Origin of the sequence: Pelomonas baiyunensis, from assembly GCF_043555935.1 — a bacterium.
In the GTDB taxonomy this organism is placed as follows: domain Bacteria; phylum Pseudomonadota; class Gammaproteobacteria; order Burkholderiales; family Burkholderiaceae_C; genus Pelomonas; species Pelomonas baiyunensis.
This window is the reverse complement of sequence record NZ_JBIGIB010000005.1, coordinates 173689-198293: the sequence shown is the minus strand read 5'-3', so window position 1 is coordinate 198293 and position 24605 is coordinate 173689. Positions and strand designations below refer to the sequence as shown.

Here is a 24605-nt window from a genome sequence, read left to right as displayed (position 1 = left end):
TTGTGTTTTTATTTGACGGCGCCCGCGGTGAGGCCCGCGATGAGTTGGCGCGACGAGACGATGAACAGGACGATGAGCGGCAGCGTGGCGATGGCCGAACCCGCCATCAGCGCACCCCATTCGGTGCTGGTGGTGCTGAAGAGGCTGCGCAGGGCCAGCGGCAGCGTGTAGTTGTCGGCCGTGCGCATCACGATCAGCGGGTTCATGAAGTTGTTCCATGAACTGATGAAGGTGATGAGGCCCAGCGTGCCCAGCGCCGGCTTCATCAGCGGCAGCGCGATGCGCCAGTAGATTCCCAGCTCGCTGGCGCCGTCGATGCGTGCGGCATTCAGCAGCTCCTTCGGCACCGTGCTGGCCGCGAACTGCCGCATCAGGAAGATGCCGAAGGCACTGGCCGCGCCGGGCAGGTACAGCGCGCGGTGGGTGTCAATCCAGCCCAGCGTGTCCATGACCATGAACATCGGGATCATGTTCATGAAGGCCGGCACCATCATCGTGCCCATCACCAGCGCGAACAGCGCCTTCTTGAAGCGGAACTCCAGCATCGCAAACGCATAGCCCGCCATGGAGCAGAACAGCAGCGTGAGCGCGGTGGACATCAGGCCCACGTACAAGCTCCAGCCCACGTTCTTCCAGAACGGCAGACGGGTGGTGAGCACCGCGATGTTGTTGAGCAACTCGCTGCTGAAGAACAGCGGCGGCGGCACGTTGAAGATGTCGGTGCGCGACTGCGTGGCGAACACGAACATGAAATAGAACGGCGCCAGCATGATGAGCGCGCCGACGCCCACAAGCCCGTAGGCCAGCCATTTGGAGGTGTGCTTCATGCCTGCACCTGCCGATCGGCGAACGCCTTGTTCGTGAGCCAGGTCATGGCGGCGATGACGCCGAACATGATCCAGGCCAGGGCACTGGCGCCGCCAAAGTCCGAGAAGTCAAACGCCAGGCGGTAGAGGTAGATGCCCACCGTCATGGCTTGCTGATCCGCCCCGCCCTTGCCGTTGGTGAGGATGAAGGGCTCTTCGAACAGCTGCAGCCCGCCGATGACCGACAGCGTCACGCCGAACAGGATCATGGGCTTGAGGCCCGGCAGCGTGATGCGCAGGAACTGCTGCCAGGGGCCGGCGCCGTCCAGCTTGGCGGCCTGGTACAGGTCGTGCGGGATGGTTTGCAGCGCAGCCAGGTACAGCACGAGGTTGAAGCCCACGTAGCGCCAGAACACGACGATCGCCACCGCCGGCTTGATGGCCTCGGGCGAGCGCATCCAGTTGATGTGCTCCATGCCGAACATCGCGTGCAGCGCCTGATTGACGAGGCCGTAGTCGGTGGAAAACAGCGAGCCGAACAGCATGGCAATCGCCACGGTGGAGGTGATGTAGGGCAGGAAGTACGCGCCCGACAGCACGCCGCGCCAGCGCTTGAGTGCCTGGTGCAGGAACACCGCCAGCGGCAGCGCCACCAGGTGCTGCGGCACGCCGGTGGCGACTGCCAGCCAGAGGGTGTTCTTCAGCGACTTCCAGAACCAGCGGTCGGTCAACGCGAACACAAAGTTATCCAGGCCCACGAACTGCATGGCCTCGATGCCGCTGGTGGGCTCCCACGACTGGAACGCCAGCCACAGCGAGAACAGCAGCGGGAACAGGCCGAACACCGCGAACAGGATCAGGAAGGGGCTGACCAGCAGGTACGGCGCCCAGGAGGCAGGAATGCGGAAACTCATCAGCGATTCGCCCGGTGAACAAGCAGGGCCTGGGCGTCTTCCAGCGCCTGCGGGATGGGCTTGCCGTACTCCAGCACGTTGTCGAGTTCGGCGTTGACCACCTCGTCGGCAAACTTCTGCTGCTTGTGCATGCGCACCACAGGAATGCGGCGGGCGGCGTCGCGCCACAGCACGCGCGCCCGCTGGCCGCCGAGGAAGGGCACGGGCTGGTCGAAGAAGGCGTCGTCCTGCGCGGCCAACAGCGCGGGGAAGGCGTCTTGCGAGCGGAAGGCGTCGAGCTGGCGCTGGCGGTCCAGCGTCATCTCCTGGATCAGCTGCCAGGCCAGTTGCTTTTTCTCCGGCGCCGAGCGGCGCGGGATGGCGTAGTAGGTGCCGCCGTACGAGCAGAAGGTGTTTTCGGGCAGCTGCGCCACGCGCCACTTGCCGGCGGTGTCGGGCGCGACCCAATTGGCCATCTGGCCGGCCATCCAGCCGCCCGAAATTTCAGTGGCCAGGCGGCCGCGCTTGAGCAACTCGGCCCAGTCGTTGAACCAGACTTCCACCCGCGCATCCAGCCCCTGCTGGCGCACCTTCTTGGCCAGCTCGAACGCGCGCACGAAGCGGGCCGAGGTGATTTGCGGGCGCTGCTGGTGGTCAAAGAACTGGCCCTCGCCGGCCGGCGTGCCGGCGCGCACCACCACATCCTTGAGCAAGCGCACATCGCCAATCAGGTAGGCGCCGGTTTTGGCCTTGAGCTGCAGGCCGGCGTCCACATAGCTTTCCCAAGACCGGGTGAGGTCGTCTTCCTTCAACCCGGCGCGGGCCAGCACATCGGCCCGATAAAACAGCGAGCCCGGCCCGATGTCGGTGGGCATGGCGACGATGGCGCCCTGGCGGTTGCGGGCGGTGTCGATGGCGAAGGGCACGAAGCGGTCTTTGAACCGCTCGGCGCCGAAGGCGGGCGCCGACAAATCTTCCAGCCCGGTGCCCAGTGAGAACCGGCCGAGGTAGCTGGTTTCCAGCGCGATCACGTCCGGCAGGTGGCCGGAGGTGGATAACGCTGTCGTCATCGCCGTGTGGTGGTCGTCGTACTGGCGGCTGATGACCTGGGTGCGCACCTCCGGGTGGCTCTGCGCCCAGCCCTTGAGCAGGTCCTTGGCGATGACGTCCACCAGCGGGAACGCGGCCACGGTCAGCGGCGGCAGGTCTTTGGCGCGCGCCCAGCCGGTGGCGCCGCCCAAGGCGGCAGCCAGCAGGTGGCGACGGGGGAGGTTGGGGAGCTGGGACATGGTCTTGAAAGCGCTTTCAAGATTGTGCTTCATGCCGGTGCAGGCCCCAGCAGCACAAACCCTAGGCCCCGTGGCCACGAAGGCTGAACCGCGCAGAACGGGGCAGGAAACGCCGCTATCCCCCTAGAAACCCCAGGATGACAACGTTTTGTCACCCGATTTCGGGTTTCCACCGCTGACGCCCCGCCTCACCGGTCGCAAAGTGGTATCTAAGAGGTGGTCGCAGTCGCAAACTGGATGCATACCAGTTGGAGCCAGCTCACACCGTCTGCTCGGAGGGGCAGGCGACGCCCGCCAGGGCTCCGAGCCAGGAGCCCTGCCCGCACGAACCGTTTGCACCCATTCAGTCAAGGACCGACTCGCCATGAAGAAGCCCGTTTCCGGCATCTCCGCGCACCAGCTGCGCCGCCTCGCCGCCATCACCGCCGCCGCGTTTGCGCTCAGCGCCAGCGCCCAGACCTACCCCGCCTGGAAGGCCGACACCTACTACGCCGCCGGCACCCTGGTGACCTACAACGGCCACGTCTACAAGGCCCTGGTCAACCAGACCGACTACGCCTCCACCGGCTGGAACCCCACCAACGCCTCGCTCTGGACCGACATGGGCGTGGCCGCCGGCCCGGCGCCTTCTCCGGCACCCACACCTGCCCCGACGCCCGCCCCCACCCCCGCGCCCACCCCGGCGCCGACACCTGCGCCCACGCCCGCCCCCAGCGGCAGCTGCGCGGCCGGCTGGTCCAGCACCAAGGCCTACAACGGCGGTGAAGTGGCCAGCAAATCCAACGTGAACTACAAGGCCAACTGGTGGACCCAGGGCAACGACCCCGCCACCAACAGCGGCCCCACCGGCAGCGGCCAGCCCTGGACCTCGCAAGGCGCGTGCTCCACCGCCCCCACACCGGCGCCCACGCCCAGCCCGACACCCTCGCCGAGCCCCTCGCCCAGCCCCAGCCCCTCTCCGAGCCCGGCTCCCTCGCCCGCCCCGGCCCCGGGGCTGAGCGACCCGGCCGCCAAGTCGGCCAACCAGAACGGCCGCGCCTACACCGTCTACTACCCGAGCTGGAGCGACAACTGGTTCGATGCCACCGGCAAGAACCTGAACCAGGTGTTTCAGGCCAGCAACTTCGCCCGCATTCCGGCCAACTACACCCACGTGGTGGCCGCGTTCGCGCAGCCCAACTTCACGTGGGGCGGCATGGCGGCCAACAACTGGTCGGGCACCGGCATCAACTTCAATGGCCGGCCGTCGGACATCAAGGCCGCCATCGACGTGCTGCACGCCCGCAACATGAAGGTCATCCTGGCCGTGGGCGGCGCCACCTACAACAGCTGGGGCACCCTCTCGGCGGAAGGCCACGCCGGCAGCGGCCCGACCATCACCGCCCTGGCCAACATCATGAAGGACGTGGGCTTTGACGGCCTGGATGTGGACTACGAAGTCGACGGCATCACCACCGACGCCTACGCCGGCGCGGTGAAGGCCATGCGCAAGGCCGTGGACCTGGCCGGTGGCGGCCGCATCCTGACCGTGGCCGCCTGGTCGTCGGGTTCGGACTGCACCGGCGCCACCGCCAACGACCCGCAGTGCGCGGGCGTGGGCGTAAGCTACTGGGGCGGCAAGGCCGGCGGTGAGCGCCTGCTCGTCAACGCCTACCCGGCGCTGAAGACGGCGTTCAACATCGTCAACATCATGAGCTACGACGCGCGCTTCGAGCACTACGACGGTGTGACGGCCTGGAAGTCCTACCGCCAGATGTTCCCGAGCAGCACCATCGTGTCCATTGGCTTCGAGACGGCCCCCGAAGGCTGGAGCGGCGGCCAACTGGTGGTGAACAACGCCGACGCCCAGTGCACCGGCTCGGTCATCCTGCAGAACAGCTACGGCACCAACATCAACCAGCCGTACTCGGTGGAGCGCTACCTGAACGCCGTGGTCACCAGCACCTCGGCGAACAAGAACCCGCGTGACGGCGCCATGCTGTGGCAAGCCCTCAAGACGGCCACCGGCACCTGCGGCAGCGCGCCGCTGGCCTCGCCCGGCGCCATCGGCAAGAAGGCCGCCGGCCTGCTGAACCTGGTGGACGACCCGGCGCTGCAGAACGCACCCTGGAAGTAAGCGGCCCACCGCCTCTCTGAAGCCTCTCTGAAGCCTCTCTGAACGCAACGGGCCGTCACGGCCCGGTTGCACCGCACGGCCGCCCTGGGGTGGCCGTGCGGCGTTGCCCTGCGCGCTGCGCTCATTCACTCGGACGGCCGACACCGGACTGTTCACCCCGCAAGGAGCCCACCCATGATCACCCGCCCCCCGCTGCCCACCACCGCCCGCGTCTGGGCCGCTGCCGCCACGCTGGCCCTGGCTGCCGTGGCCCACGCCCAAACCTACCCCGCCTGGAAGGCCGACACCTACTACGCCGCCGGCACCCTGGTGACCTACAACGGCCACGTCTACAAGGCTCTGGTCAACCAGACCGACTACGCCTCCACCGGCTGGAACCCCACCAACGCCTCGCTCTGGACCGACATGGGCGTGGCCGCCGGCCCGGCGCCTTCTCCGGCACCCACACCTGCCCCGACGCCCGCCCCCACCCCCGCGCCCACCCCGGCGCCGACACCTGCGCCCACGCCCGCCCCCAGCGGCAGCTGCGCGGCCGGCTGGTCCAGCACCAAGGCCTACAACGGCGGTGAAGTGGCCAGCAAATCCAACGTGAACTACAAGGCCAACTGGTGGACCCAGGGCAACGACCCCGCCACCAACAGCGGCCCCACCGGCAGCGGCCAGCCCTGGACCTCCCAGGGCGCCTGCGGCGGCAACGCCCCCAGCCCGGCCCCCACCCCTGCGCCTTCCCCGGCGCCCACACCGGCCCCGACTCCGGCGCCAACGCCAGCTCCCACGCCGGCCCCCACGCCCGCGCCCAGCCCCTCCCCTGCGCCCGCCCCGGGCAAGCACCAGCTGATCGGCTACTGGCACAACTTCACCAACCCGGCCGGCCCCACCTTCCCGATCAGCCAGGTGTCGAGCGACTACGACGTCATCGTGGTCGCTTTCGCCGACGACGCCGGCAACGGCAACATCGCGTTCAACCTCGACGGCGGATCCGGGGGCGAAAGCCGGTTCATCGCCGACGTGGCCGCCGCGCGCGCCAAGGGCAAGAAGGTGGTGCTGTCGTTCGGCGGCCAGAACGGCACGGTCACGCTGAACAACGCCACGCAGGTGACGAACTTTGTGAACAGCGTGGAAGCCATCCTGCGCAAGTACGGCTTCGACGGCATCGACCTCGACCTGGAAAGCGGTGCGGGCGTGACGTCGGGCGCGGCCATCCAGACCAACCTCGTGACGGCGGTCAAGCAGCTCAAGGCCCGCATCGGCAGCGGCTTCTACCTGTCGATGGCGCCCGAGCACCCGTATGTGCAGGGCGGCTACGTGGCCTACAGCGGCATCTGGGGGGCCTACCTGCCCATCATCGACGGCCTGCGCAACGAGTTGAACATGCTGCACGTGCAGTACTACAACAACGGCGCGGTCTACACGCCCTACAGCACGCAGGGCCTGGCCGAGGGCAGCGCGGACATGCTGGTAGCGGCCAGCCGCATGCTGATCGAGGGCTTCACCACCAACAACGGCACCGGCGCGTACGTCTTCAAGGGCCTGCGGCCGGATCAGGTGGCGTTCGGGCTGCCCAGTGGCCCGTCGTCGGCCAACAGCGGCCTGGCCAGCGTGGCCACCATCACGGCCGCGCTGAACTGCCTGACCAAGCTCACGCAGTGCGGCGCCATCAAGCCGCCGGTGGCCTACCCCACGCTGCGCGGCGTGATGACCTGGTCCATCAACTGGGACCAGAAAGACGGCCTGGCGTTCTCGCGCGGTGTTCGTGCCTCGTTGAACGCGCTGCCGTAACCCCGCATCGCCCGCGGCGCGCCTCCGTTCGAGGCGCGCTGCGGGCGCCACCTCACCCCGGCCTGGGGTTCTCACTCCCCGGGTCACCCCGTCCCTCACTTCGGGCACACGCAGGTGTTGCCACTCCGGTGCACGTCCGCTTAACGTTGAAAGCGCTTTCAAGTCGCCGACACAGGCGGCGGGCACCACAACCCCTTGTTGGAGACAGACATGCGATTCATGCGATCCCTCGTTCGGCCGGCCCTGGCCGGGCTGTTGATGGCCTCGGCCGCCTTGGCCCAGGCTCAGTCCTGGCAACTGATCTGGAGTGACGAGTTCAACGGCAGCATCGGCCCGAACTGGGTGTTTGAAACCGGTGCCGGCGGCTGGGGCAACAACGAACAGCAGTACTACCGCCGCGAAAACGCCACCATCGAGAACAACGCCCTGGTCATCACCGCCAAGCGCGAAAGCTTCGGCGGCATGGCCTATACCTCGGCCCGCATGAAGACGCAGGGCCTGAAGACCTTCAAGTTCGGCCGCATGGAAGCGCGCATGAAGCTGCCGTCCTTCATGGGCGCGTGGCCGGCGTTCTGGATGCTGGGCGCCAACCTGCCCCAGGTCGGCTGGCCCGCCTCCGGCGAGATCGACGTGATGGAGCACATCAACGACGAGAACAAGGTCTACGGCACCATCCACTGGCAAGACAACAACGGCCAGTACGCGTCCTACGGCGGCAACATCGCCACCTCCGTGACCGACTGGCACGTCTACGCCGTGGAGTGGGACCCGAGCGCCATCCGCTGGTACGTGGACGGCACCAAGTACCACGAGGTCAACATCGCCAACGGCATCAACGGCACCGATGAATTCCAGAAAGACTTCTTCCTGCTGCTGAACTTCGCCGTCGGTGGCAACTGGCCGGGCTTCAACATCAACGCCGCCGCGCTGCCGGCCAAGATGTACGTGGACTACGTGCGCGTCTACGCCCCCGCCACCGGCGTGGCCACGGTCTACCAGGACTGCAACTACGCCGGCTACTCGGCCGCCCTGCCCGAAGGCAGCTACACGCTGGCCCAACTGCAGGCCCGCGGCATCCGCGACAACGACCTGTCGTCGCTGCGCGTGAACGCTGGCTACAAGGTGCAGCTGTTCGATGGTGACAACTTCACCGGCGCCAGCGTCGTGCGCACCGCCGACTCCGGCTGCCTGGTCGACCAAGCCTTCAACGACCGCGCCACCTCCATCATCGTGTCCAAGGCCTCCGCCGCCTGGTCGCGCCAGATCGAGGCCGAGTCGTTCAGCGCCATGGCCGGCGTGCAGCTGGAAGCCTGCTCCGAAGGCGGACAAGACGTCGGCTGGATCGACACCAACGACTGGATGGCCTACAACAGCATCAGCTTCCCGACCAGCGGCACCTACAAGGTGGAATACCGCGTGGCCAGTGCCGGCGGTGGCCGACTGTCGCTGGACCTGAATGCGGGCAGCATCCAGCTGGGTCAGCTGGCGGTGCCCGCCACGGGCGGCTGGCAGAACTGGACCACCATCTCCCACACCGTGAACATCAATGCCGGCACCTACAACGTCGGCGTGTTCGCGGCCCAGGGCGGCTGGAACCTGAACTGGATCAAGTTCACCAAGCTGTAAAGCACCGAGCCCGGGCCGCCGCGAAACCGGCCGCCCGGGCCTGACGCTGTGCGCGGCGACGGCGCCTACACTTCCCCTTTCGCCCGCCGCACACGATGAACGCCAAGCAGCCCCCCGCCAAGAAAGCGTCTTTGAGCCGCCCGGACGGTGTCGTCACCCTGGAACAGGTGGCCGAAGCCGCTGGGGTCTCGCCCAGCACCGTGTCGCGCATCCTCAACGGCACGGCGGCGGTGAGCCAGGCCAAAAAGGACGCGGTGCAAGCCGCCATCCAGGACCTCGGCTACCGGCCCAACCCGGTGGCCCGCGGGCTCGCCGGCGGGCGCACGCTGTCCATCGGCGTCGTCACCCAGATCATCTCCAGCCCGTTCTACGGCGAAGCCCTGCTGGGCATCGAACGAGAACTCGAGCGCGCCGGCTACGTGCCGCTGTTCGTGTCCGGCAACTGGAACGAAGACGACGAACGCAAGGCCATCGAGACCCTGCTCTCGCGCCGGGTGGACGGCGTCATCGTGCTGGCCGGGCGCATGCCCGACGCCGAACTCGCCACCGTGGCCGACAGCCTGCCGGTGGTGGTGGTGGGCCGCCAACTGGCGGGCCCGCAACTGTTCAGCTTCAGTTTTGACAACCGCGAAGGCGCGCGTCTGGCCACCCAGCACCTGATCGACCAGGGGCACCGGCGCATCGCCTTCATCGCCGGCGACCTCATGCACGACGACGCGGTGGAGCGCCAGAACGGCTACTTCGACGCCCTGGCCGGCGCCGGCATCGCGGTGGACCCCAACCTCATCGTGCAGAGCGACTACACCGAAGCCGGCGGCATGCTGGCGGTGAGCCGCCTGCTGGAGCGCGACGCGCCGTTCACCGCGCTGTTTGCGTCCAACGACCAGATGGCCATCGGCGCCTGCCTGGGCCTGCACCGGCGCAACCTGCGGGTGCCGGACGACGTCTCTCTGGTGGGCTTCGACGACCTCATCATGGCCCGCTACGCCATGCCGCCGCTCACCAGCGTGCGCCAGTCGGTGTACGAAGTGGGCGTGGAAGCGGCCAACGCCATGCTGGCCATGCTCAGCGGCGGCCAGCCCAAAGCCCACCTGCCCGGCCCCGAACTGGTGGCCCGGGAAAGCACCCGCCGCCTGTCCCGCTGACGCAGCACTGCCCCGCCCCCGCAGCCCGGTGAGCCGGAGTGTTGCGCAGGGCGGGAAAACCATGTGGCCGAGCCTCCGGACGCCGCGCATAGTTATCTGAAAGCGCTTTCATTGACCGCCGTCAAGGACCGCTTTCAACCCAGCACGCCTCGCCCGAGGCGGGTGGGCTCACCGGGCTGCCCCCTGTAAGACCCACCCCACACCCCGTGGTGCGCGCCCCCTGTTTCGGGCTCGCGCCGCGTTGCGGCCGCGCCGCAGACTGCGGGTGTTGCCTAGGTTGAAAGCGCTGCCAATGACGTATTCTTGAAAGCGCTTTCAGCTCCTGACCGAGCGCCAATCGACAAGATCCACAACTCTGGAGACACGTGAATGAGACAGCTTCGCCCTGCCCTTCGCCGCACCACTCTGGCCACTGCTAGCGGCCTGCTGTTTGCGAGCGCCGCTGTTCAGGCCCAAGGCCCTGGCCAAGGTCCCGCCCAGCCCCCCGGCTCGCCGCCGACCCCCTCCACCGTCGCCTCGCAGGCACTCGCTGGCACCACGCAACTGGAAACGGTCATCGTCACCGGCATCCGCAAGTCGCTGGAAACCTCGGTCAACCTGAAGCGTTCGTCGTCCGGTCTCGTGGACGGCATCGTGGCCGAAGACATCGGCAAGTTCCCCGACACCAACCTGGCGGAATCGCTGAGCCGCATCTCCGGCGTGTCCATCGACCGTGCCAACGGTGAAGGCACCCGCATCACGGTGCGCGGCATGGGCCCCGACTTCAACCTGGTGCTGCTCAACGGCCGCCAGATGCCCGGCGCCAGCCTCGACGGCAGCGCTCCCAGCTCGCGCTCGTTCGACTTCTCCAACCTCGCATCCGACGGCGTCGCGGCCCTGGAGGTCTACAAGACCAGCCGCGCCAGCAGCCCCACGGGCGGCATGGGTGCCACCATCAACGTGCGCACCCCGCGCCCGCTGGACACCAAGGACACCATCGCGCAAGTCGGCGTGAAACTGGTCAGCGACCAGTCGGCCCGTCGCCTGCCGGGCGAAGAGCAAGGCAAGAACGCCACGCCTGAGCTGAGCGGCATCTACAGCACGCAAACCAACGACGGCACCTTCGGCATCGCGCTGATGGGCACCTACCAGGTCCGTGACTCCGGCTACTCGCAAGCCAACGTCAGCAGCGGCTGGAAGAGCTTCGACGGCATCGTCGACAACGACTGGGGTGGCTCGCACGCCGCCTGGGGCGGCCTGCCGCCGGCTTCGTCGGGCGACATCAAGAACCGTCCGACCGCCGGCTCGATCTACAGCGTGCCGCAGAACATGAACTACTCGTTCACCGGCGTGCACCGCGAGCGCCTGAACGGTCAGCTCGTCATGCAGTTCAAGCCCAGCAAGGACCTGCTCGGCACGCTGGACTTCGTCATGTCGGAGCAGAAGTTCCGTCAGCGCCGCAACGACATCTCCGCCTGGTTCAACTACGGCGGTCAGTTCGGTGAGTACCAGACCGGCTCGCCCTCCTCGCCCATCATCTACGGCGAGCGCATCCCTGGCGCGAACTCTGACGTGGCCATGGGTGCCTCGCGCATCCAGACCAAGAACAAGAACCAGCAGATCGGCTTCAACCTGAAGTGGACCGCCACCGACGCGCTGAGCTTCGACCTGGACGCCCACCACTCCACCGCCACCTCCGGCGCCAACGACCCGCTGGGCACGGCCGTCACCCTGGGCACCGCGTCCCAGAACCGTGGCGACACCTCGGTCGACTTCAGCAACAAGTTCCCGGTGCTGATGATCAAGGGCGGCGCCCTGGATCCGGCCAAGCAAGAGCTGCAGGGCTCGGTGTTCGGCAACAGCTACCAGAAGAACCAGGTCAGCCAGCTGCAGACCAAGGGCCACTGGAAGATCGACGGCGACAGCAGCCTGGACTTCGGTCTGGCCCTGACCGACGTGAAGAACCGCTCGGCCTTCGCCAACGTGCAGCGCGACACCTGGGGTGCAGGCGCCGCCGGCGGCCCCGCCGCGATGCCGGACGACATCTGGAAGGTGGACTCGATCAGCAAGTACTTCAGCCGCATCCCCGGCTCGAGCGATCCGCGTCTGTTCAACAACTTCTTCTACTTCAACTTCGAAGACCTGCGCGCGGCCGCCATCAAGGCCCTGGGCTCGGACTCGCTGCTGAAGGCGTCGTTCAACTTCACCGACGACTACAACACCACGGAAAAGTCGCAAGCCATCTTCGGCCAGTACAACCTGGCCTGGGACTGGGGCGTGCCGATGGACCTGGCGGCCGGCCTGCGCTACGAGCGCACCAAGGTGCATTCGCCGAGCGTGGAATCGGTGCCGTCGACCGTGCGCTGGGTGTCCGCCAACGAAATTCCCATCACCTTCAACGGCACGACCAACGCGTCGCGTGATGGCAAGTACGGCTACGCCCTGCCCTCCATCGACTGGAGCGCCGACCTGAGCAGCGACATCAAGCTGCGCGCCAGCTACGGCAAGACCATCGGTCGCCCGGGCTGGAACGCCATCCAGGGTGGTCGCACGCTGAACGGCCTGGCCCGCATCGACGGTGGCAGCGGCTCGGTGGGCAACCCCGACCTGAAGCCCCTGCAGTCCAACAACCTGGACTTCTCGGCGGAGTACTACTACGCCAAGAGCAGCTACGTCGCGGCCAGCTACTTCCGCAAGTCCATCAAGGACTACAACGAAGCCGTCATCTCGCCGCAAACCATCCCGGGCATCACCACCCCGATCGGTGGCGCGTATTACCAAAAGGCCATCCAGGTCGGCAAGTGCACGGCGAACGACTCCGGTTGCATCCGCGACTACATCTTCGCCAACTTCGCCGGTCAGCCGGGTGTGGACGCTGCAGCCAAGACGATCACGGCCCAGCCGGGCGATCCGCTGCTGGTGTTCCAGATGGGCACGTTCCAGAACAACCAGCGCACCAGCAAGCTCAGCGGTATCGAGCTGAATGCGCAGCACATCTTCAGCAACACCGGCTTCGGCGTCTCGGCGAACTTCACCAAGGTCAAGTCCAACCTGACCTACAACAACAACAAGGTCGGCGCACAAACCGACGTGTTGGTGGGCCTGGGTGACTCCGGCAACCTGGTGGGCTTCTACGAAGACACGACCTACTCGGCCCGCCTGGCCTACAACTGGCGCGGCAAGTTCCTGGCAGCCAACTTCGGTGGTCAGGAAGGCGCTCAGCCGCTGTACGTCGAGCCGTTCGGTCAGCTGGACATGAGCCTGGGTTACAGCTACGACAAGAACCTGCGGTTCCAGTTCGAAGCCATCAACCTGACGGACCAGTACACGCGCACCCACCTGCGCAACGAGAACCAGATCGGCGCGGTGACCCAGCTGGGCCGTCGCTTCATGATCGGCGCTCGCTACAAGTTCTGATGAGGGAGTGCGTCAGGCCGCGCGTCGCGCCGGCTTGACGCATCTCCGCCAGAACGGCGGGCTTCGGCCCGCTTCACGAACACACACCTGAGGGTGGCTCCGGCCGCCCTGCTTCAGGCCCGAGTCAAGGTAAGTCGGGGGGCCCCCGGCGCCTGAGCTCAGGCACAGTCTGGTTCGGCGGTGTTCGCACTCTGGGGCACCGTCCTTGTTCGCCCGTTTGGCGAGGCCGCGAGAGCGGCCCTTTTTCATTGTGGGGACCGGATCGTGAACGACAGACTGCGTGACGTGGTGGTGCTGGGCGGCGGCTCGGCGGGCTGGCTGGTGGCCGGTTTGCTGGCGGCTGAACACGGCCAAAGCTTGCGGATCACGCTCATTGAATCCAGCGATGTGCCGACCATCGGCGTCGGCGAAGGCACCTGGCCGTCGATGCGCGACACGCTGCGCCGCATCGGCCTGTCTGAACCCGAATTCATCCGCCGCTGCCAGGTCACGTTCAAGCAAGGCTCGCGCTTTGACGGCTGGGCCCGCGGCGACGCCGGCACGCCCGGCGACCGCTACTACCACCCCTTCATGCTGCCCGTGGGCTGGGGCGACGCCGAGCTCGTGCAGGGCTGGCTGGCCAGCGCCCCGGAGCGCCCGTTTGCCGACGTGGTGAGCCCCTCGGTGCAGGTCTGCGAAGCCGGCCGCGCGCCCAAGCAGGTGCAGACCCCCGCGTTCGGCGCCGTCAGCAACTACGCCTACCACTTCGACGCCGGCCTCTTCGGCCAGATGCTGCGCGAACACGCCGTGCAACACCTCGGCGTGCGCCATGTGGTGGACCACGTCGAGGCCGTGATCGGCCACGACACCGACGCCCGTGCCGGCGACATCGCCGCGCTGCGCACCCGCGCCCATGGCGACCTGACGGCCGACCTGTTCATCGACTGCTCCGGCCTGCACGCCCGCCTGATCGGCGAGCACTTCGGCGTGCCGCTCCAAAGCGAACGCGAGGTGCTGTTCAACGACGCCGCCCTGGCCGTGCAAGTGCCTTACGCGCAGGCCGACACGCCGATTGCCACCTGCACCATCGCCACCGCGTGGGCCAAGGGCTGGTTCTGGGACATCGGGCTGCCGCACCGGCGCGGTGTGGGCTGCGTGTTCTCGCGCGCCCATGCCACCGAAGACGAAGCCCAAGCCGCCTTGCAGGCCTACCTGGATGCCACCGGCGCGCCGGCCGAGCGGCCCGCCCCCCGCCCCATCCGCTACGACCCCGGCTACCGCACGCAGTTCTGGGTGCGCAACTGCCTGGCCGTGGGCCTGGCCAGCGGCTTCATCGAGCCCCTCGAGGCCTCGGCCCTGGCACTGGTGGAACTGGCCGCCCAGCGCCTGTGCGAAGAGTTCCCCATGACCCGCGCAACCATGGACGCCGTGGCCCGCCGCTACAACGACGACTTCCGCTACCGCTGGGCCCGCGTCATCGACTTCCTGAAGCTGCACTACGCGCTGACCCAGCGTGACGACAGCGATTACTGGCGCGCCCACCGCGACCCCGCCAGCTGGCCCGAGCGCCTGCGTGAACTGCTGCCCCAGTGGCAACTGCGCGCCCCGGCCCGGCACGACTTCGGTCGGCTCGACGAGGTGTTCCCCTCGGCCAGCTACCAGTACGTGCTGTACGGCATGGGTTTCCGCCCTGACACCCAGGCCCTGCCTGCCGACAAACTGCAAGCCGCACAGGCCTGCTTCGACGAGGCCACCCGCCAGGCCCGCCGCATGGTGCCCGGCCTGCCCGGCCACCGTGCGCTCATCGACCACATCCACCGCTCTGCCGCATGAAACCCGCCCTGCTCGACAACGTCACCCACCGCCACCTGCGCATCCACACTGAGCGTGCGGCGCACCTGGGCGATGCCCGCCAATCGGCGCTGGCCCTGCCGGCTGAGTTCCGCCAGCTGCAGGCGCACTTCCCCATCGTGTTCCAACTGGTGGAAGGCCAAGGCACCAACGCCGGCTTCCAGCCCGTGGCGCTGTTCGGCCTGGAAGAGGGCCAGAACCTGTTCCTGACGCCCACAGGCTGGGATGCCCCGGTGATGCCCATGGCACTGCAGCGCGACCCCTTCCTGATCGGCCGCGGCCCGGACGACAGCCTGCAGCTGCACATCGACCTGGACAGCCCGCGCATCGTGCGCCCGGAAGAAGGCGAAGTGGGCACGGCCCTGTTCATGCCGCACGGCGGCTTCAGCGACCACCTGGACCACATCGTCCAGCTGATGGAGCACCTGCATGCCCACGCCCAGCAGCTGCCCCTTTTCATCGAAGCGCTGACGCGCCACCAGCTGCTGGAGCCTTTCGTCATCGACATCGAGTCGCCCAGCGGCGAACAGCACCGCCTGACGGGCCTGTTCACCATCCATGAAGAGCGGCTGCATGCCCTGCCTGGCGAGGCGCTGGAAGCGCTGGCGCGCGAAGGACACCTGCTGCCCATCTACATGCAGATTGCGTCGTTGGCGCAGCTGCCGGTGCTGCTGGAGCGTGCCCGCGGATGAGCCCCTCGTCCAACGATGACGTTGGCCGGCTCGGGCAGCCGAGATGCGCCCTGCCTTGAGATTTCCATGCGAGCTGTACCCACCTGGACCGGGCCCTTCGACCCGAACGCCCTCCCCGCCGAGCTGCTGACGGCCGATCGCCCCTACCTCGTGCGTGGCGGTTTTGCGCACTGGCCGGTGGTGCAGGCGGCGCGCCAGTCCGACGAAGCCCTGGCCCGCTACCTGATGGCGCAGTACAACGGTGTGCGGGTGGGGCTGTTTCAGCTCGCACCGGAGGCCCAGGGCCGCGTGTTCTATGCCGACGACACGCTGACCGACTTCAACTTCAACCGCTTCAGCGCTACGCTGGACCAGGTGCTCTCCGGCCTGCTGGGTGTGGCCCAGAACCCGCAGGCACCGGGCCTCTACGTGGGCTCCACCACCGTGGACGCGGTGATGCCCGGCTTCCTGGATGCCAACCTGATGGGCCTGGGCGACCGCGACGCGCTCGTCAGCCTGTGGCTGGGCAACCGCACTCGCATCGCCGCGCACTACGACCTGCCGGACAACCTCGCCGTGGTGGCCGCCGGGCGCCGGCGCTTCACGCTGTTTCCGCCCGAGCAAATCCACAACCTCTACCTCGGCCCGCTGGACCCCACACCCGCCGGCCAGCCGGTCAGCCTGGTGGACTTCGCGCAGCCCGACCTCGCACGCTTCCCCCGCTTCTCCCGCGCGCTGGAAGCGGCCGAAGTGGCCGAGATGGAGCCCGGCGACGCGCTCTTCATCCCGAGCATGTGGTTCCACCACGTGGAGGGCCTGGCGCCGGTGAACCTGCTCATCAACGCCTGGTGGCGGCAGACGCCCGAGCACGTCGACTCGCCGCTGACCGCCCTGCGCCTGGCGCTGATGACGCTGCGCGACCTGCCCGAGAAAGAGCGCCGCATCTGGCAGCAGCATTTCCAGCACTTCATCTTCGAGGCCGATGACGACACCTGGGCCCACATCCCGCCGCCGGCGCGCGGCGTGCTGGGGCCCATCGACGAAACCCTGTCGCGCCAGGCCCGCACCCAACTCCTGAACCAGCTCAAACGATGATGAACACCGCCATGAAGTCTTTCCACCGCGTCGTCATCGCCGGCGGCGGCACCGCCGGCTGGATGATGGCCGCCCTGATGAGCAAGCTGCTGGGCAAGCGGCTGGACATCAAGCTCGTCGAGTCCGAGGAGATCGGCACCGTCGGCGTGGGCGAGGCCACCATCCCGGCCCTGCACACCTTCCACAACCTGCTCGGCATCAACGAAGCCGAGTTCATGGCCGCCACCAACGCGACCTTCAAGCTCGGCATCAACTTCGAGGGCTGGAAGGACATCGGGCAGGACTACTTCCACTCCTTCGGCACCACCGGCAACGACCACTGGAGCGCTGGCTTCCAGCACTTCTGGCTCAAGGGCCGCGCCGAGGGCCTGGCCAAGACCTACACCGACTACAACCCCGAAACGGTGGCCGCCTTCGCCAACCGCTTCGCCCACGTGCCGCGCAACGGCCTGAACTACGCCTACCACCTGGACGCCACCCGCTACGCCAAGTACCTGCGCGCCATGAGCGAGGGCTACGGTGTGAAGCGCATCGAGGGCAAGATCGCCCAGGTGCTCAAGCACGGGCCGGAGGCCGGACCGGAGCGCGACGGCGACATCGCCGCGCTGCAGATGCAAGACGGCAGCCGCATCGAAGGCGACCTGTTCATCGACTGCACTGGCTTTCGCTCGCTGCTGCTGGGCGAGGCCTTGGGAGTGGGCTATGAAGACTGGTCGTACTGGCTGCCGTGCGACCGCGCGGTGGCCGTGCAAACCACCTCGGTGCGCGACCCCTGGCCCTACACCCGCTCCATCGCCCACCCCTTCGGCTGGCAGTGGCGCATTCCGCTGCAGCACCGCGTGGGCAACGGGCTGGTCTACAGCAGCAAGGAACTCAGCGACGCCGACGCGCCCGACATGCTGCGCCAGAACGTCGAGGGCGAACTCATCACCGCGCCCCGCCTCATCAAGTTCACGCCCGGCCAGCGCAACAAGGTGTGGGAGCGCAACTGCGTGGCCGTGGGCCTGGCCAGCGGTTTCGTGGAGCCGCTCGAGTCCACCAGCATCCACCTGATCCAGCGCGCGGCCATCCGGCTCATGCAGCTGTTCCCGGCCGGCGGCGTCAGCCAGGGCGATGTGGACGAGTTCAACCTGCAGTCCAAGCGCGAGCTGGAGCACATCCGCGACTTCATCGTGCTGCATTACCACGTGAACGAGCGCACCGACTCCGCGCTGTGGAAGCACGTGCGCGAGATGAACATCCTGCCCTCGCTGCAACACCGCATCCAGCTGTTCCGTGAGACGGCGCGCGTGTTCCGCCCGAGCGACGAGCTCTTCGCCGAGAACTCGTGGGTGCAGGTCATGATGGGCCAGGGCATCACGCCCGAGCGCTACCACCCGGTGGCCGACCTGATGGGCCGCCAGGAGTTGAACAACTTCCTGAGCGACATCCAGGTGAAGGTGTCACGCACCATCGCCGGCCTGCCCACGCACAAAGCCTATGTCGACCAGCTCTGCGCGCCTTACCGCGAGGCCACGCTGGACCAGCTGGTGGCCGTGATGCCCAAGGTCTGACGCCCCAACGGCCCGCCGCGGGCGAGCCCCTCGCGCGCGGGCTCGGTCACCAACGCAGGTGCACGACCCGGTAGCCCGCCGTGCGCAGCGCCTTCAACAGGGTGGGCAGCGCGCGGGCGGTCTGGTCTTGGGCGTCGTGCAGCAACACGATGCCGCCGCCGCTTTTGGCGAGTTGGCCCAGCAGCTTGTCCGTCAGCATCTGCGGGGTTTGATCGGGCAGCCAGTCTTCCGCGCCGGCATCGACCGACATGACGGTGATGCCCAGCCGCGCCAGCGCCTGCATCAGCACCGGCGACTCGGCCAGGAACGGGAACCGGTAGGCCGGCGGCGACTCGCCCAACACCTCGGTGTAGGTGGCGAGCATGGCTTTCAGGTCCTGCCCCTGCGCCTCGGGCGGCAGCTGCGCAAAGTTGTCATGCCGAAAGCCGTGCATGCCCACGCTGTGGCCGGCGTCGCGCACCTGGCGGGCCAGCGCGGGGTGGCGCGCCATGGGCTCGCCGTTCATGAAGAAGGTGGCTTGCACGCATTGGTCGGCCAGCGCCTGCAGCACCTGCGGCGTGGACTCCGGACGCGGGCCGTCGTCAAAGGTCAGTACCACCTCTTGGGGCGCCAGGCCGGGCAGTGCGGCGTGCTGGGCGGTGCCCCAGGCGGCGGCCTCGCGCGGCAGGGTGAGCGTGCGGGCGGTGCCCCAGGCGCCGGGGTCGCAGACCGGCGCCGCAGAGGCTGCGCCGCTGGCCGCTGCCAGGGCGAGCAGCCAGCTGCCCGTGCGCACCCGTGCACCCATCAGTGCACCCATCAGTGAGCCCCCACGGCAGCCTCGTGGCCCTCGGGCTGATCGGCCGGGTCGTGCGGGAACGGCGCCAGCCAGGCCAGCAGCACCGGCGGGATGGAGAACACCAGCACCCAGCCGAAGAAGCTGACGTACTGGTGGTTCACGTGGTTCCACAGCAGGCCGCTGACGCTGCCGGTGCCCCACTTGGTCAGCGCCATCACGCCGGTGGCCATGGCGTAGTGGGCCATGCGGAAGGGGCCCGGGGCGATCTGCTGCATCATGTACAGCATGTGGCCCACCGAGCCCATGCCGAAGCCGAATTTCTCCAGCGCCACAACGACCGCGATGGTGGTGGCATCGACCGGCATGGACTGCGCCAGGTAGAAGTAGGTCAGGTGCGGAATGTTGAGCACCAGGGCCAGCGTGAAGAAGGTGCGCGGCAGCGTGCGCTTGGCGACGAAGAAGCCGCCGAGAAACGCGCCTGCAATGAAGGTCAGCGTGCCCACCGTGCCGTTGATGTGCCCCAGGGATTCGTTGTCCAGCCCCAGGCCGCCGGCCTCGCGGGTGTCCAGCAGGAACAGCGGGCCGAACTTCTCGATGAAGCCTTCGCCGAAGCGGTAGAAAAAGATGACGGCCAGCATCATCCAGATCTGCGGCTTCTGGAAGAAGGTGATCCAGGCCTCGGCCGTGGCCTTGAACCCCGCCGCCAGCCCCTGCCCTTGCAGCGTGGAGGGCGAGCCCGGCGGCAGCACGCGCAGGTGGTACACGCCGAACAGCGCCATCGCCGCCGCAGCCAGCGCCACGACGATCACCCAGCACTGCACCCAGCTCATGCCCAGCTGGTTGTGCAGGTGGCCGGTGAGCGACACCAGCAGGCCCGACGCGATGACCGCGCCCAGGTTCCAGCACATGCCCTGCAGGCCCGAGTAGCGGGCCTGGTCGGTCTTGGAGACGGTGGTCATGAACACGCCGTCGGCACAGGTGTCTTGCGTGGCGGACGCAAAGCCCACGATCCAGAAGAAGGCCAGCGACAGCTTGAAAAAGCCGTCCAGCGGCAGGCACAACGCCACCAAGCCCAGCGCGGCGGCCATGGTGAACTCCATGCTGATGACCCAGAAGCGCTTGCTGCGCCCCACCTCCAGCAGCGGCGCCCACAGCGGCTTGAGCACCCAGGGCAGGTACATCTGCGAGGTGTAGAGCGCGATGTCTTCGTTGGACACGCCGAGGTTCTTGTAGATGATGGCCGCGACCACCCCCACCATCACATTGGGCAGGCCCATGGCCAGGTAGAGCGAGGGCACCCAGGCGAGCGGGTGACGGGAAGGCGTGGTCATGGGGTCTCCGGGGTGTTTTTGTTGGGGTCGATCAGCGCGGGGCCGGTGCTGGCGCCGGCGCCGGGGTCAGGGCTTGCAAGGCCGCGGCCACGTACACCAGCGGCGCGTTCCAGTTGATGGCCACCTCGTTGCTGGCGTAGCTGCAGGCGTGGTCCAGGTAGGCCCGCGCGGGCTGCGCCGAGGCGTAGCGCACCGGGCAGCCTTTCTCGTCTTGCCGGCCCGGGTTGGGGCCGCCCACCACAAAGCCCGGCACGGGCGCGGCCACGCCGTCGGCCTCGGACGGGCGGTGGTGCGGATGCAGCGGCGGCCGGGTGCCGAACCCGGTCACGTAGCTCTGGCCCAGGGGGTTGCGGCCCAGCAGGTAGTCCAGCACCGACTGCGCGGCGTCGAGCCGGGTGCGGTCGCCGTCCAGCCGGTAGGCCTGGATGAGCATCAGCGCCTGGTTGAGGGCCTGCGCATTGCTGCCCCAGCCAAAGTCGGCCCCCTGCAACGGCAGGCGGTAGGCCGACGCCTGCCAGGTGGCGGCCAACTCAGCCCCCAGGCCCCGCACCTGGCGGGTCACGAGTTCCGCATCGGCCGGCGTCAGTTCGGCCCGGTGCTGCGCCAGGCTCACCCAAGCCAGGCCTGCCACATCGCCCCAGCCGGGCACGCGGATCGCCTGGCGCTCCAGCGCCAGGGCCTCGCGGTAGGCGGGCTCGCGGGTGGTGAGGTAAAGCTCGGCGGCGGCCCAGGCGAATTCGTCGCCGAGCTTGTCGTCGCCGTACTCGCCGGTGTGCACGTCCGGTGGGTTCTTGAACACCACGTCGGGGTGGGCCTGCGCCCAGCGCCAGGCCGCCACGGCGGCGCTGCGCAGGCGGGCCGAGAAGCCCGGCCGCTGGGCCTCGAAGGGCTGGAACACGCGGCTGGCCTGGGCCATCACGGCGGCGAAGTCCAGCGCGGCGGCCGTCCCCTTGGCCACCACGTAGCGCGGCGCGCGGGCCTCGTGCGGCATGACGATGCCGTCAAAGCCCAGGTTGGTGAGCTTGTTGTAGACGCCGCCGTCCGCCGGGTCCTGCATGGCCAGCATCCAGTCCAGGTTCCACAGCACCTCGTTGAGCAGGTCGGGCAGGCCGTTGCCGGTCTCGGGGATATTCAGGTGCTGGGCCTTGAACAGCTCGGGGAAGTGCTCCCACGCGGCCAGCAGCGTGTAGACGCTGATGCCGGAGTTGACGATGTACTTGTTGTAGTCGCCCGCGTCGTACCAGCCCTTGGGGGCGGCAATGCGCGTGCCCTCGGGGCGCTCGGCACTGGCGGCGGAAGCGTGCACGCGCACGTCGGTGTCGGGGTGGCCCGCCGGGCGCGCCCAAGGGCCGGCATGGCGGGCCTCCAGCGCGGTGCTGGCGCGGTTGAAGTAAAAGGCCTTGAGCGCCGCGGCCGAGAGCGCGGCATAGGCGTCCGCCGCCACCTGCACGCGCACCGGTGCGGCGCGGCCGTCCACCTGCAATTCGTAGGTGCCGGGTTCGGTCAAGGCCGACAGGTCGGCCAGTTGCACCGGCGCCTGGGGCCCGGCCGGTGCCCAGGTGCGCGGCGCGCTGAGGCGGCCTTGCAAGACGGGCTCGGCACGGCCCACCCGTCGCACCTGAAAGCTCGCACCGGCATCACCCGAGGCCTGAACGGTGGTTTCAGCGGCCGCCTCCACCACCACCCACTTGGCCGCGCCAGGCAGGTAACCCAGCTGGTTGACGGCCACGCCCTGCGCGCAAGCCGGGCCAACCGCCAACGCGACGCACGCGACCGATGGCAAAGGCAGCGACGACAACAAGCGGCCCAAGGCGAAGCCGCGCGTGCGGCGGAGGGAGGTGGTGTTCATGGTGCGAGGCGGGGAAGTCGAAATGATGACAACGCTGTCAATTCGCGTCTATTGGGGTGAACACCCGCGCGGGGCGCGCGCCGCCGGTGCCTTGAAAGCACCCGGCAACGCCCGCCCGGCACGCGGGTGGGGTTCAGGCCGTCCAGCGCAGCGACGCACCTTCGGCCAGCGGCGGGCTGCGGCGGCCGTCCACCTCCAGCGCCCAGTCGCGCAGGGCGCCTTCGGTCACGGTGGCGATGTACTCGGCGCCCTGGCGGGCCACGGTGCCGCGTGCCGCGACCTGCCCGTTCAGCCCCACCACGGTGAAGGCCGCCGTGGCGCCGTCGGCCAGCTCGAACACGCGCAGCACGGTGCCGCGGGCGTAGTCGTAGTCGGGCTTCTCGGTCTCGGCACCCCAGGCGATGACGCTGCCCGGCGCGGCGTACAGCGGCAGGCTCAAGTAACCATGCGTCTCGCGGTGCCAGCGGCCGCCGGCCTTCTTCTCGCCGCTCAGCAAGTGGGTCCACAGACCGTCGTCAGCTGCGCCCGGCAGGTAGAAGTCCACCTCGCCGATCTCGGTGAACACCGGCGCCACCAGCAGGCTCGGGCCCAGCTGGTACTGCCGGTCCAGCGTGGCGCAGGCCGGGTCGGTCGGGTGCTCCAGCAACATGGCGCGCATCATGGGCACGCCGGTTTGCGTGGCCTCGTGCGCGGTGGCGTAGAGGTAGGGCATGAGCTGGTGCTTGAGTCGCGTGAAGACGCGCAGCACGTCGCAGCTTTCTTCGTCCACCAGCCAGGGCACGCGGTAGAAGCTGCTGCCGTGCAGGCGGCTGTGCGAGGACATCAGGCCGAACTGGATCCAGCGCTTGTAGACGGCCGGCGGCGGGTTGCCCTCGAAGCCGCCGATGTCGTGGCTCCAGAACGCGAAGCCGCAACTCGTGAGCGACAGGCCACCGCGCAGGCTCTCAGCCATGCTCTCAAAGGTGCTCCAGCAGTCACCGCCCCAGTGCACCGGGAAGCGCTGGCCCGAGGCGTAGGTGGAACGCGCGAAGACGATGGCGTCACGGCCCTGCACCTCCTGCAGCAGCTCGAACACCGCTTCGTTGTACTGAAGCGCGTAGAGGTTGTGCATCTCCACCGGGTCGGAGCCATCGAAGTACTGCACGCCTTCGCTGGGGATGCGCTCGCCGAAGTCGGTCTTGAAGCAGTCCGCCCCGGTGGCCAGCAGGCGGCGCAGGTGGCCCTGGTACCAGGCCTTGGCGGCGGGGTTGGTGAAGTCCACGATGGCCATGCCGGGCTGCCACTGGTCGGTCTGGAAGGTCAGGCCGTTGGTTCTCTTGATGAAGTAGCCGTGCTTCACGCCTTCCGCGAACAGGGGCGACTTCTGCGCCACGTAGGGGTTGATCCAGAGGCTGATCTTCAAGCCCTTGGCATGCAGGCGCTGCAGCATCGCCTCGGGCTCAGGGAAGCCCCGGCGGTCCCACTCAAAGTCGCACCACTGGAACTCGCGCATCCAGAAGCAGTCGAAGTGAAAGACCGACAGCGGCAGCTCACGGCGCTTCATCTCGTCGATGAAATGCGTGGCGGTGGCTTCGTCGTACTGCGTGGTGAACGAGGTGGTCAGCCACAGGCCGAAGCTCCAGGCCGGCGGAAGCGGGGCGCGGCCGGTCAGCGCGGTCAACCGCTGCACAACATCCTTGGGCGTCGGGCCGGCAATGACGCAGTAGTCCAGGCTCTCGCCTTCGCGGCTGAACTGCACGCGGGCCACCTTCTCCGAGCCGACCTCGAAGGACACCGGCCCGGCCTCGTTGACGAGCACGCCGTAGCCGCGGCTGGTCAGGTAGAAGGGCACGCTCTTGTAGACCTGCTCGCAGGCGGTGCCGCCGTCCTTGTTGGTGTTCTCCACCACCTGGCCGTTCTTGACGAAGGGCGTGAAGCGCTCGCCCAGGCCGTAGACGTTTTCGCCCACGCCCAGCGTGAGCTGCTCGTGCACGTGATTGCGCGTGACGCCGTCTTTGCCGGCCCACTGGATGTAGCCGAGACTGCGCCAGTCACTCTTGGTGAGCAGGCGGTCGCCCTCGCGGAAGGTGAGGCTCCAGCCCTCGCCCTTCTTCACCTCCACCGACAGCGCGCCCGAGGTGAGCGTGGCCGTGGTGTCGCCGTCCACCACCTGCACGGCGGGCTGCGTGGCGCCCACCATGGGGATGTGCAGGCGCGGTGCCTGCGAGGCGATGTAGTGCTCCACGCTGACGCGGATGACGCCGGGCAGCGGCGAGGTCAGCGTGACCGTGAGCGTGGGGCCTTGCAACGTGTCGCCGCGGTGCTTGATGGGGCGGGTCGTGGCAAGCACGACCAGGCGGTCGGCGTGGGCTTGCACCTCGTAGGCCTCGGCCGCGTAATGCGCGGCGACGCCGGGTTGCAGCATCCACTGTCCGTCAGTGAACTTCATGGCGGTCTGGTTCTTTCTTCTCT

16 protein-coding genes are annotated in these 24605 nt (G+C 68.1%); 9 read left to right on the top strand and 7 right to left on the bottom strand.

Annotation, left to right across the window (positions count from 1 at the left end):
* Positions 1 to 8: 8 nt before the first annotated feature.
* The 3 genes from ACG01O_RS17705 to ACG01O_RS17695 are packed head-to-tail and all read right to left on the bottom strand — an operon-like array spanning position 9 to position 2988.
* Positions 9 to 827 carry a carbohydrate ABC transporter permease gene (locus tag ACG01O_RS17705; protein WP_394386646.1) on the bottom strand — a complete coding sequence of 273 codons (819 nt, stop codon included), beginning with the start codon at positions 825 to 827 and terminating at the stop codon, positions 9 to 11.
* Positions 824 to 1720, bottom strand: a complete 897-nt coding sequence (locus ACG01O_RS17700; RefSeq protein WP_394386644.1) for a carbohydrate ABC transporter permease — start codon at positions 1718 to 1720, stop codon at positions 824 to 826. The genes ACG01O_RS17705 and ACG01O_RS17700 overlap by 4 nt, the downstream gene beginning before the upstream one ends.
* On the bottom strand, positions 1720 to 2988 hold the full coding sequence (locus ACG01O_RS17695) for an ABC transporter substrate-binding protein (protein WP_394386642.1): 1269 nt from the start codon (positions 2986 to 2988) through the stop codon (positions 1720 to 1722). The genes ACG01O_RS17700 and ACG01O_RS17695 overlap by 1 nt, the downstream gene beginning before the upstream one ends.
* A 364-nt stretch (positions 2989 to 3352) precedes the next feature.
* On the opposite strand from ACG01O_RS17695, the gene ACG01O_RS17690 reads away from it, so the two are divergent.
* The 9 genes from ACG01O_RS17690 to ACG01O_RS17650 all read left to right on the top strand — a co-directional run bounded on the left by ACG01O_RS17690 (position 3353) and on the right by ACG01O_RS17650 (position 18199).
* Entirely contained in the window at positions 3353 to 5104 is a 1752-nt protein-coding gene (locus tag ACG01O_RS17690; protein ID WP_394386640.1) for a glycosyl hydrolase family 18 protein, read from the top strand.
* Positions 5105 to 5278: 174 nt separating this feature from the next.
* A complete protein-coding gene (locus tag ACG01O_RS17685) occupies positions 5279 to 6883 on the top strand; it encodes a chitinase (protein ID WP_394386638.1) in 1605 nt (534 codons plus the stop codon).
* Between the two features lie 210 nt (positions 6884 to 7093).
* A complete protein-coding gene (locus ACG01O_RS17680) occupies positions 7094 to 8509 on the top strand; it encodes a carbohydrate-binding protein (protein WP_394386636.1) in 1416 nt (471 codons plus the stop codon).
* A gap of 95 nt (positions 8510 to 8604) precedes the next feature.
* Positions 8605 to 9654 (top strand): LacI family DNA-binding transcriptional regulator, encoded by a 1050-nt coding sequence (locus ACG01O_RS17675; protein WP_394386634.1) that lies wholly within the window; start codon positions 8605 to 8607, stop codon positions 9652 to 9654.
* A gap of 369 nt (positions 9655 to 10023) precedes the next feature.
* Positions 10024 to 13050: a TonB-dependent receptor gene (locus ACG01O_RS17670; RefSeq protein WP_394386632.1), complete on the top strand. Its 3027-nt coding sequence runs from the start codon at positions 10024 to 10026 to the stop codon at positions 13048 to 13050.
* A gap of 264 nt (positions 13051 to 13314) precedes the next feature.
* Positions 13315 to 14862: a tryptophan halogenase family protein gene (locus ACG01O_RS17665; RefSeq protein ID WP_394386630.1), complete on the top strand. Its 1548-nt coding sequence runs from the start codon at positions 13315 to 13317 to the stop codon at positions 14860 to 14862.
* Complete coding sequence (locus ACG01O_RS17660; RefSeq protein ID WP_394386628.1) at positions 14859 to 15572, top strand: SapC family protein; 714 nt, start codon at positions 14859 to 14861, stop codon at positions 15570 to 15572. Before ACG01O_RS17665 ends, ACG01O_RS17660 begins: the two co-directional genes overlap by 4 nt.
* A 66-nt stretch (positions 15573 to 15638) precedes the next feature.
* Complete coding sequence (locus tag ACG01O_RS17655; RefSeq protein ID WP_394386626.1) at positions 15639 to 16646, top strand: cupin-like domain-containing protein; 1008 nt, start codon at positions 15639 to 15641, stop codon at positions 16644 to 16646.
* A gap of 11 nt (positions 16647 to 16657) precedes the next feature.
* Entirely contained in the window at positions 16658 to 18199 is a 1542-nt protein-coding gene (locus ACG01O_RS17650) for a tryptophan halogenase family protein (RefSeq protein WP_394386624.1), read from the top strand.
* Positions 18200 to 18245: 46 nt separating this feature from the next.
* On the opposite strand, the gene ACG01O_RS17645 is transcribed toward ACG01O_RS17650, so the two are convergent.
* From ACG01O_RS17645 to yicI, 4 genes are all read right to left on the bottom strand, one after another.
* Positions 18246 to 18995, bottom strand: coding sequence for a polysaccharide deacetylase family protein (locus tag ACG01O_RS17645; RefSeq protein ID WP_394386622.1), 750 nt, complete (start codon positions 18993 to 18995; stop codon positions 18246 to 18248).
* On the bottom strand, positions 18995 to 20305 hold the full coding sequence (locus tag ACG01O_RS17640; RefSeq protein ID WP_394386620.1) for an MFS transporter: 1311 nt from the start codon (positions 20303 to 20305) through the stop codon (positions 18995 to 18997). Before ACG01O_RS17640 ends, ACG01O_RS17645 begins: the two co-directional genes overlap by 1 nt.
* Positions 20306 to 20336: 31 nt before the next feature.
* Positions 20337 to 22154 (bottom strand): glycoside hydrolase family 9 protein, encoded by a 1818-nt coding sequence (locus tag ACG01O_RS17635; RefSeq protein ID WP_394386618.1) that lies wholly within the window; start codon positions 22152 to 22154, stop codon positions 20337 to 20339.
* A gap of 133 nt (positions 22155 to 22287) precedes the next feature.
* Positions 22288 to 24582 (bottom strand): alpha-xylosidase, encoded by a 2295-nt coding sequence (gene yicI, locus ACG01O_RS17630; protein ID WP_394386616.1) that lies wholly within the window; start codon positions 24580 to 24582, stop codon positions 22288 to 22290.
* Between the last annotated feature and the right edge of the window lie 23 nt (positions 24583 to 24605).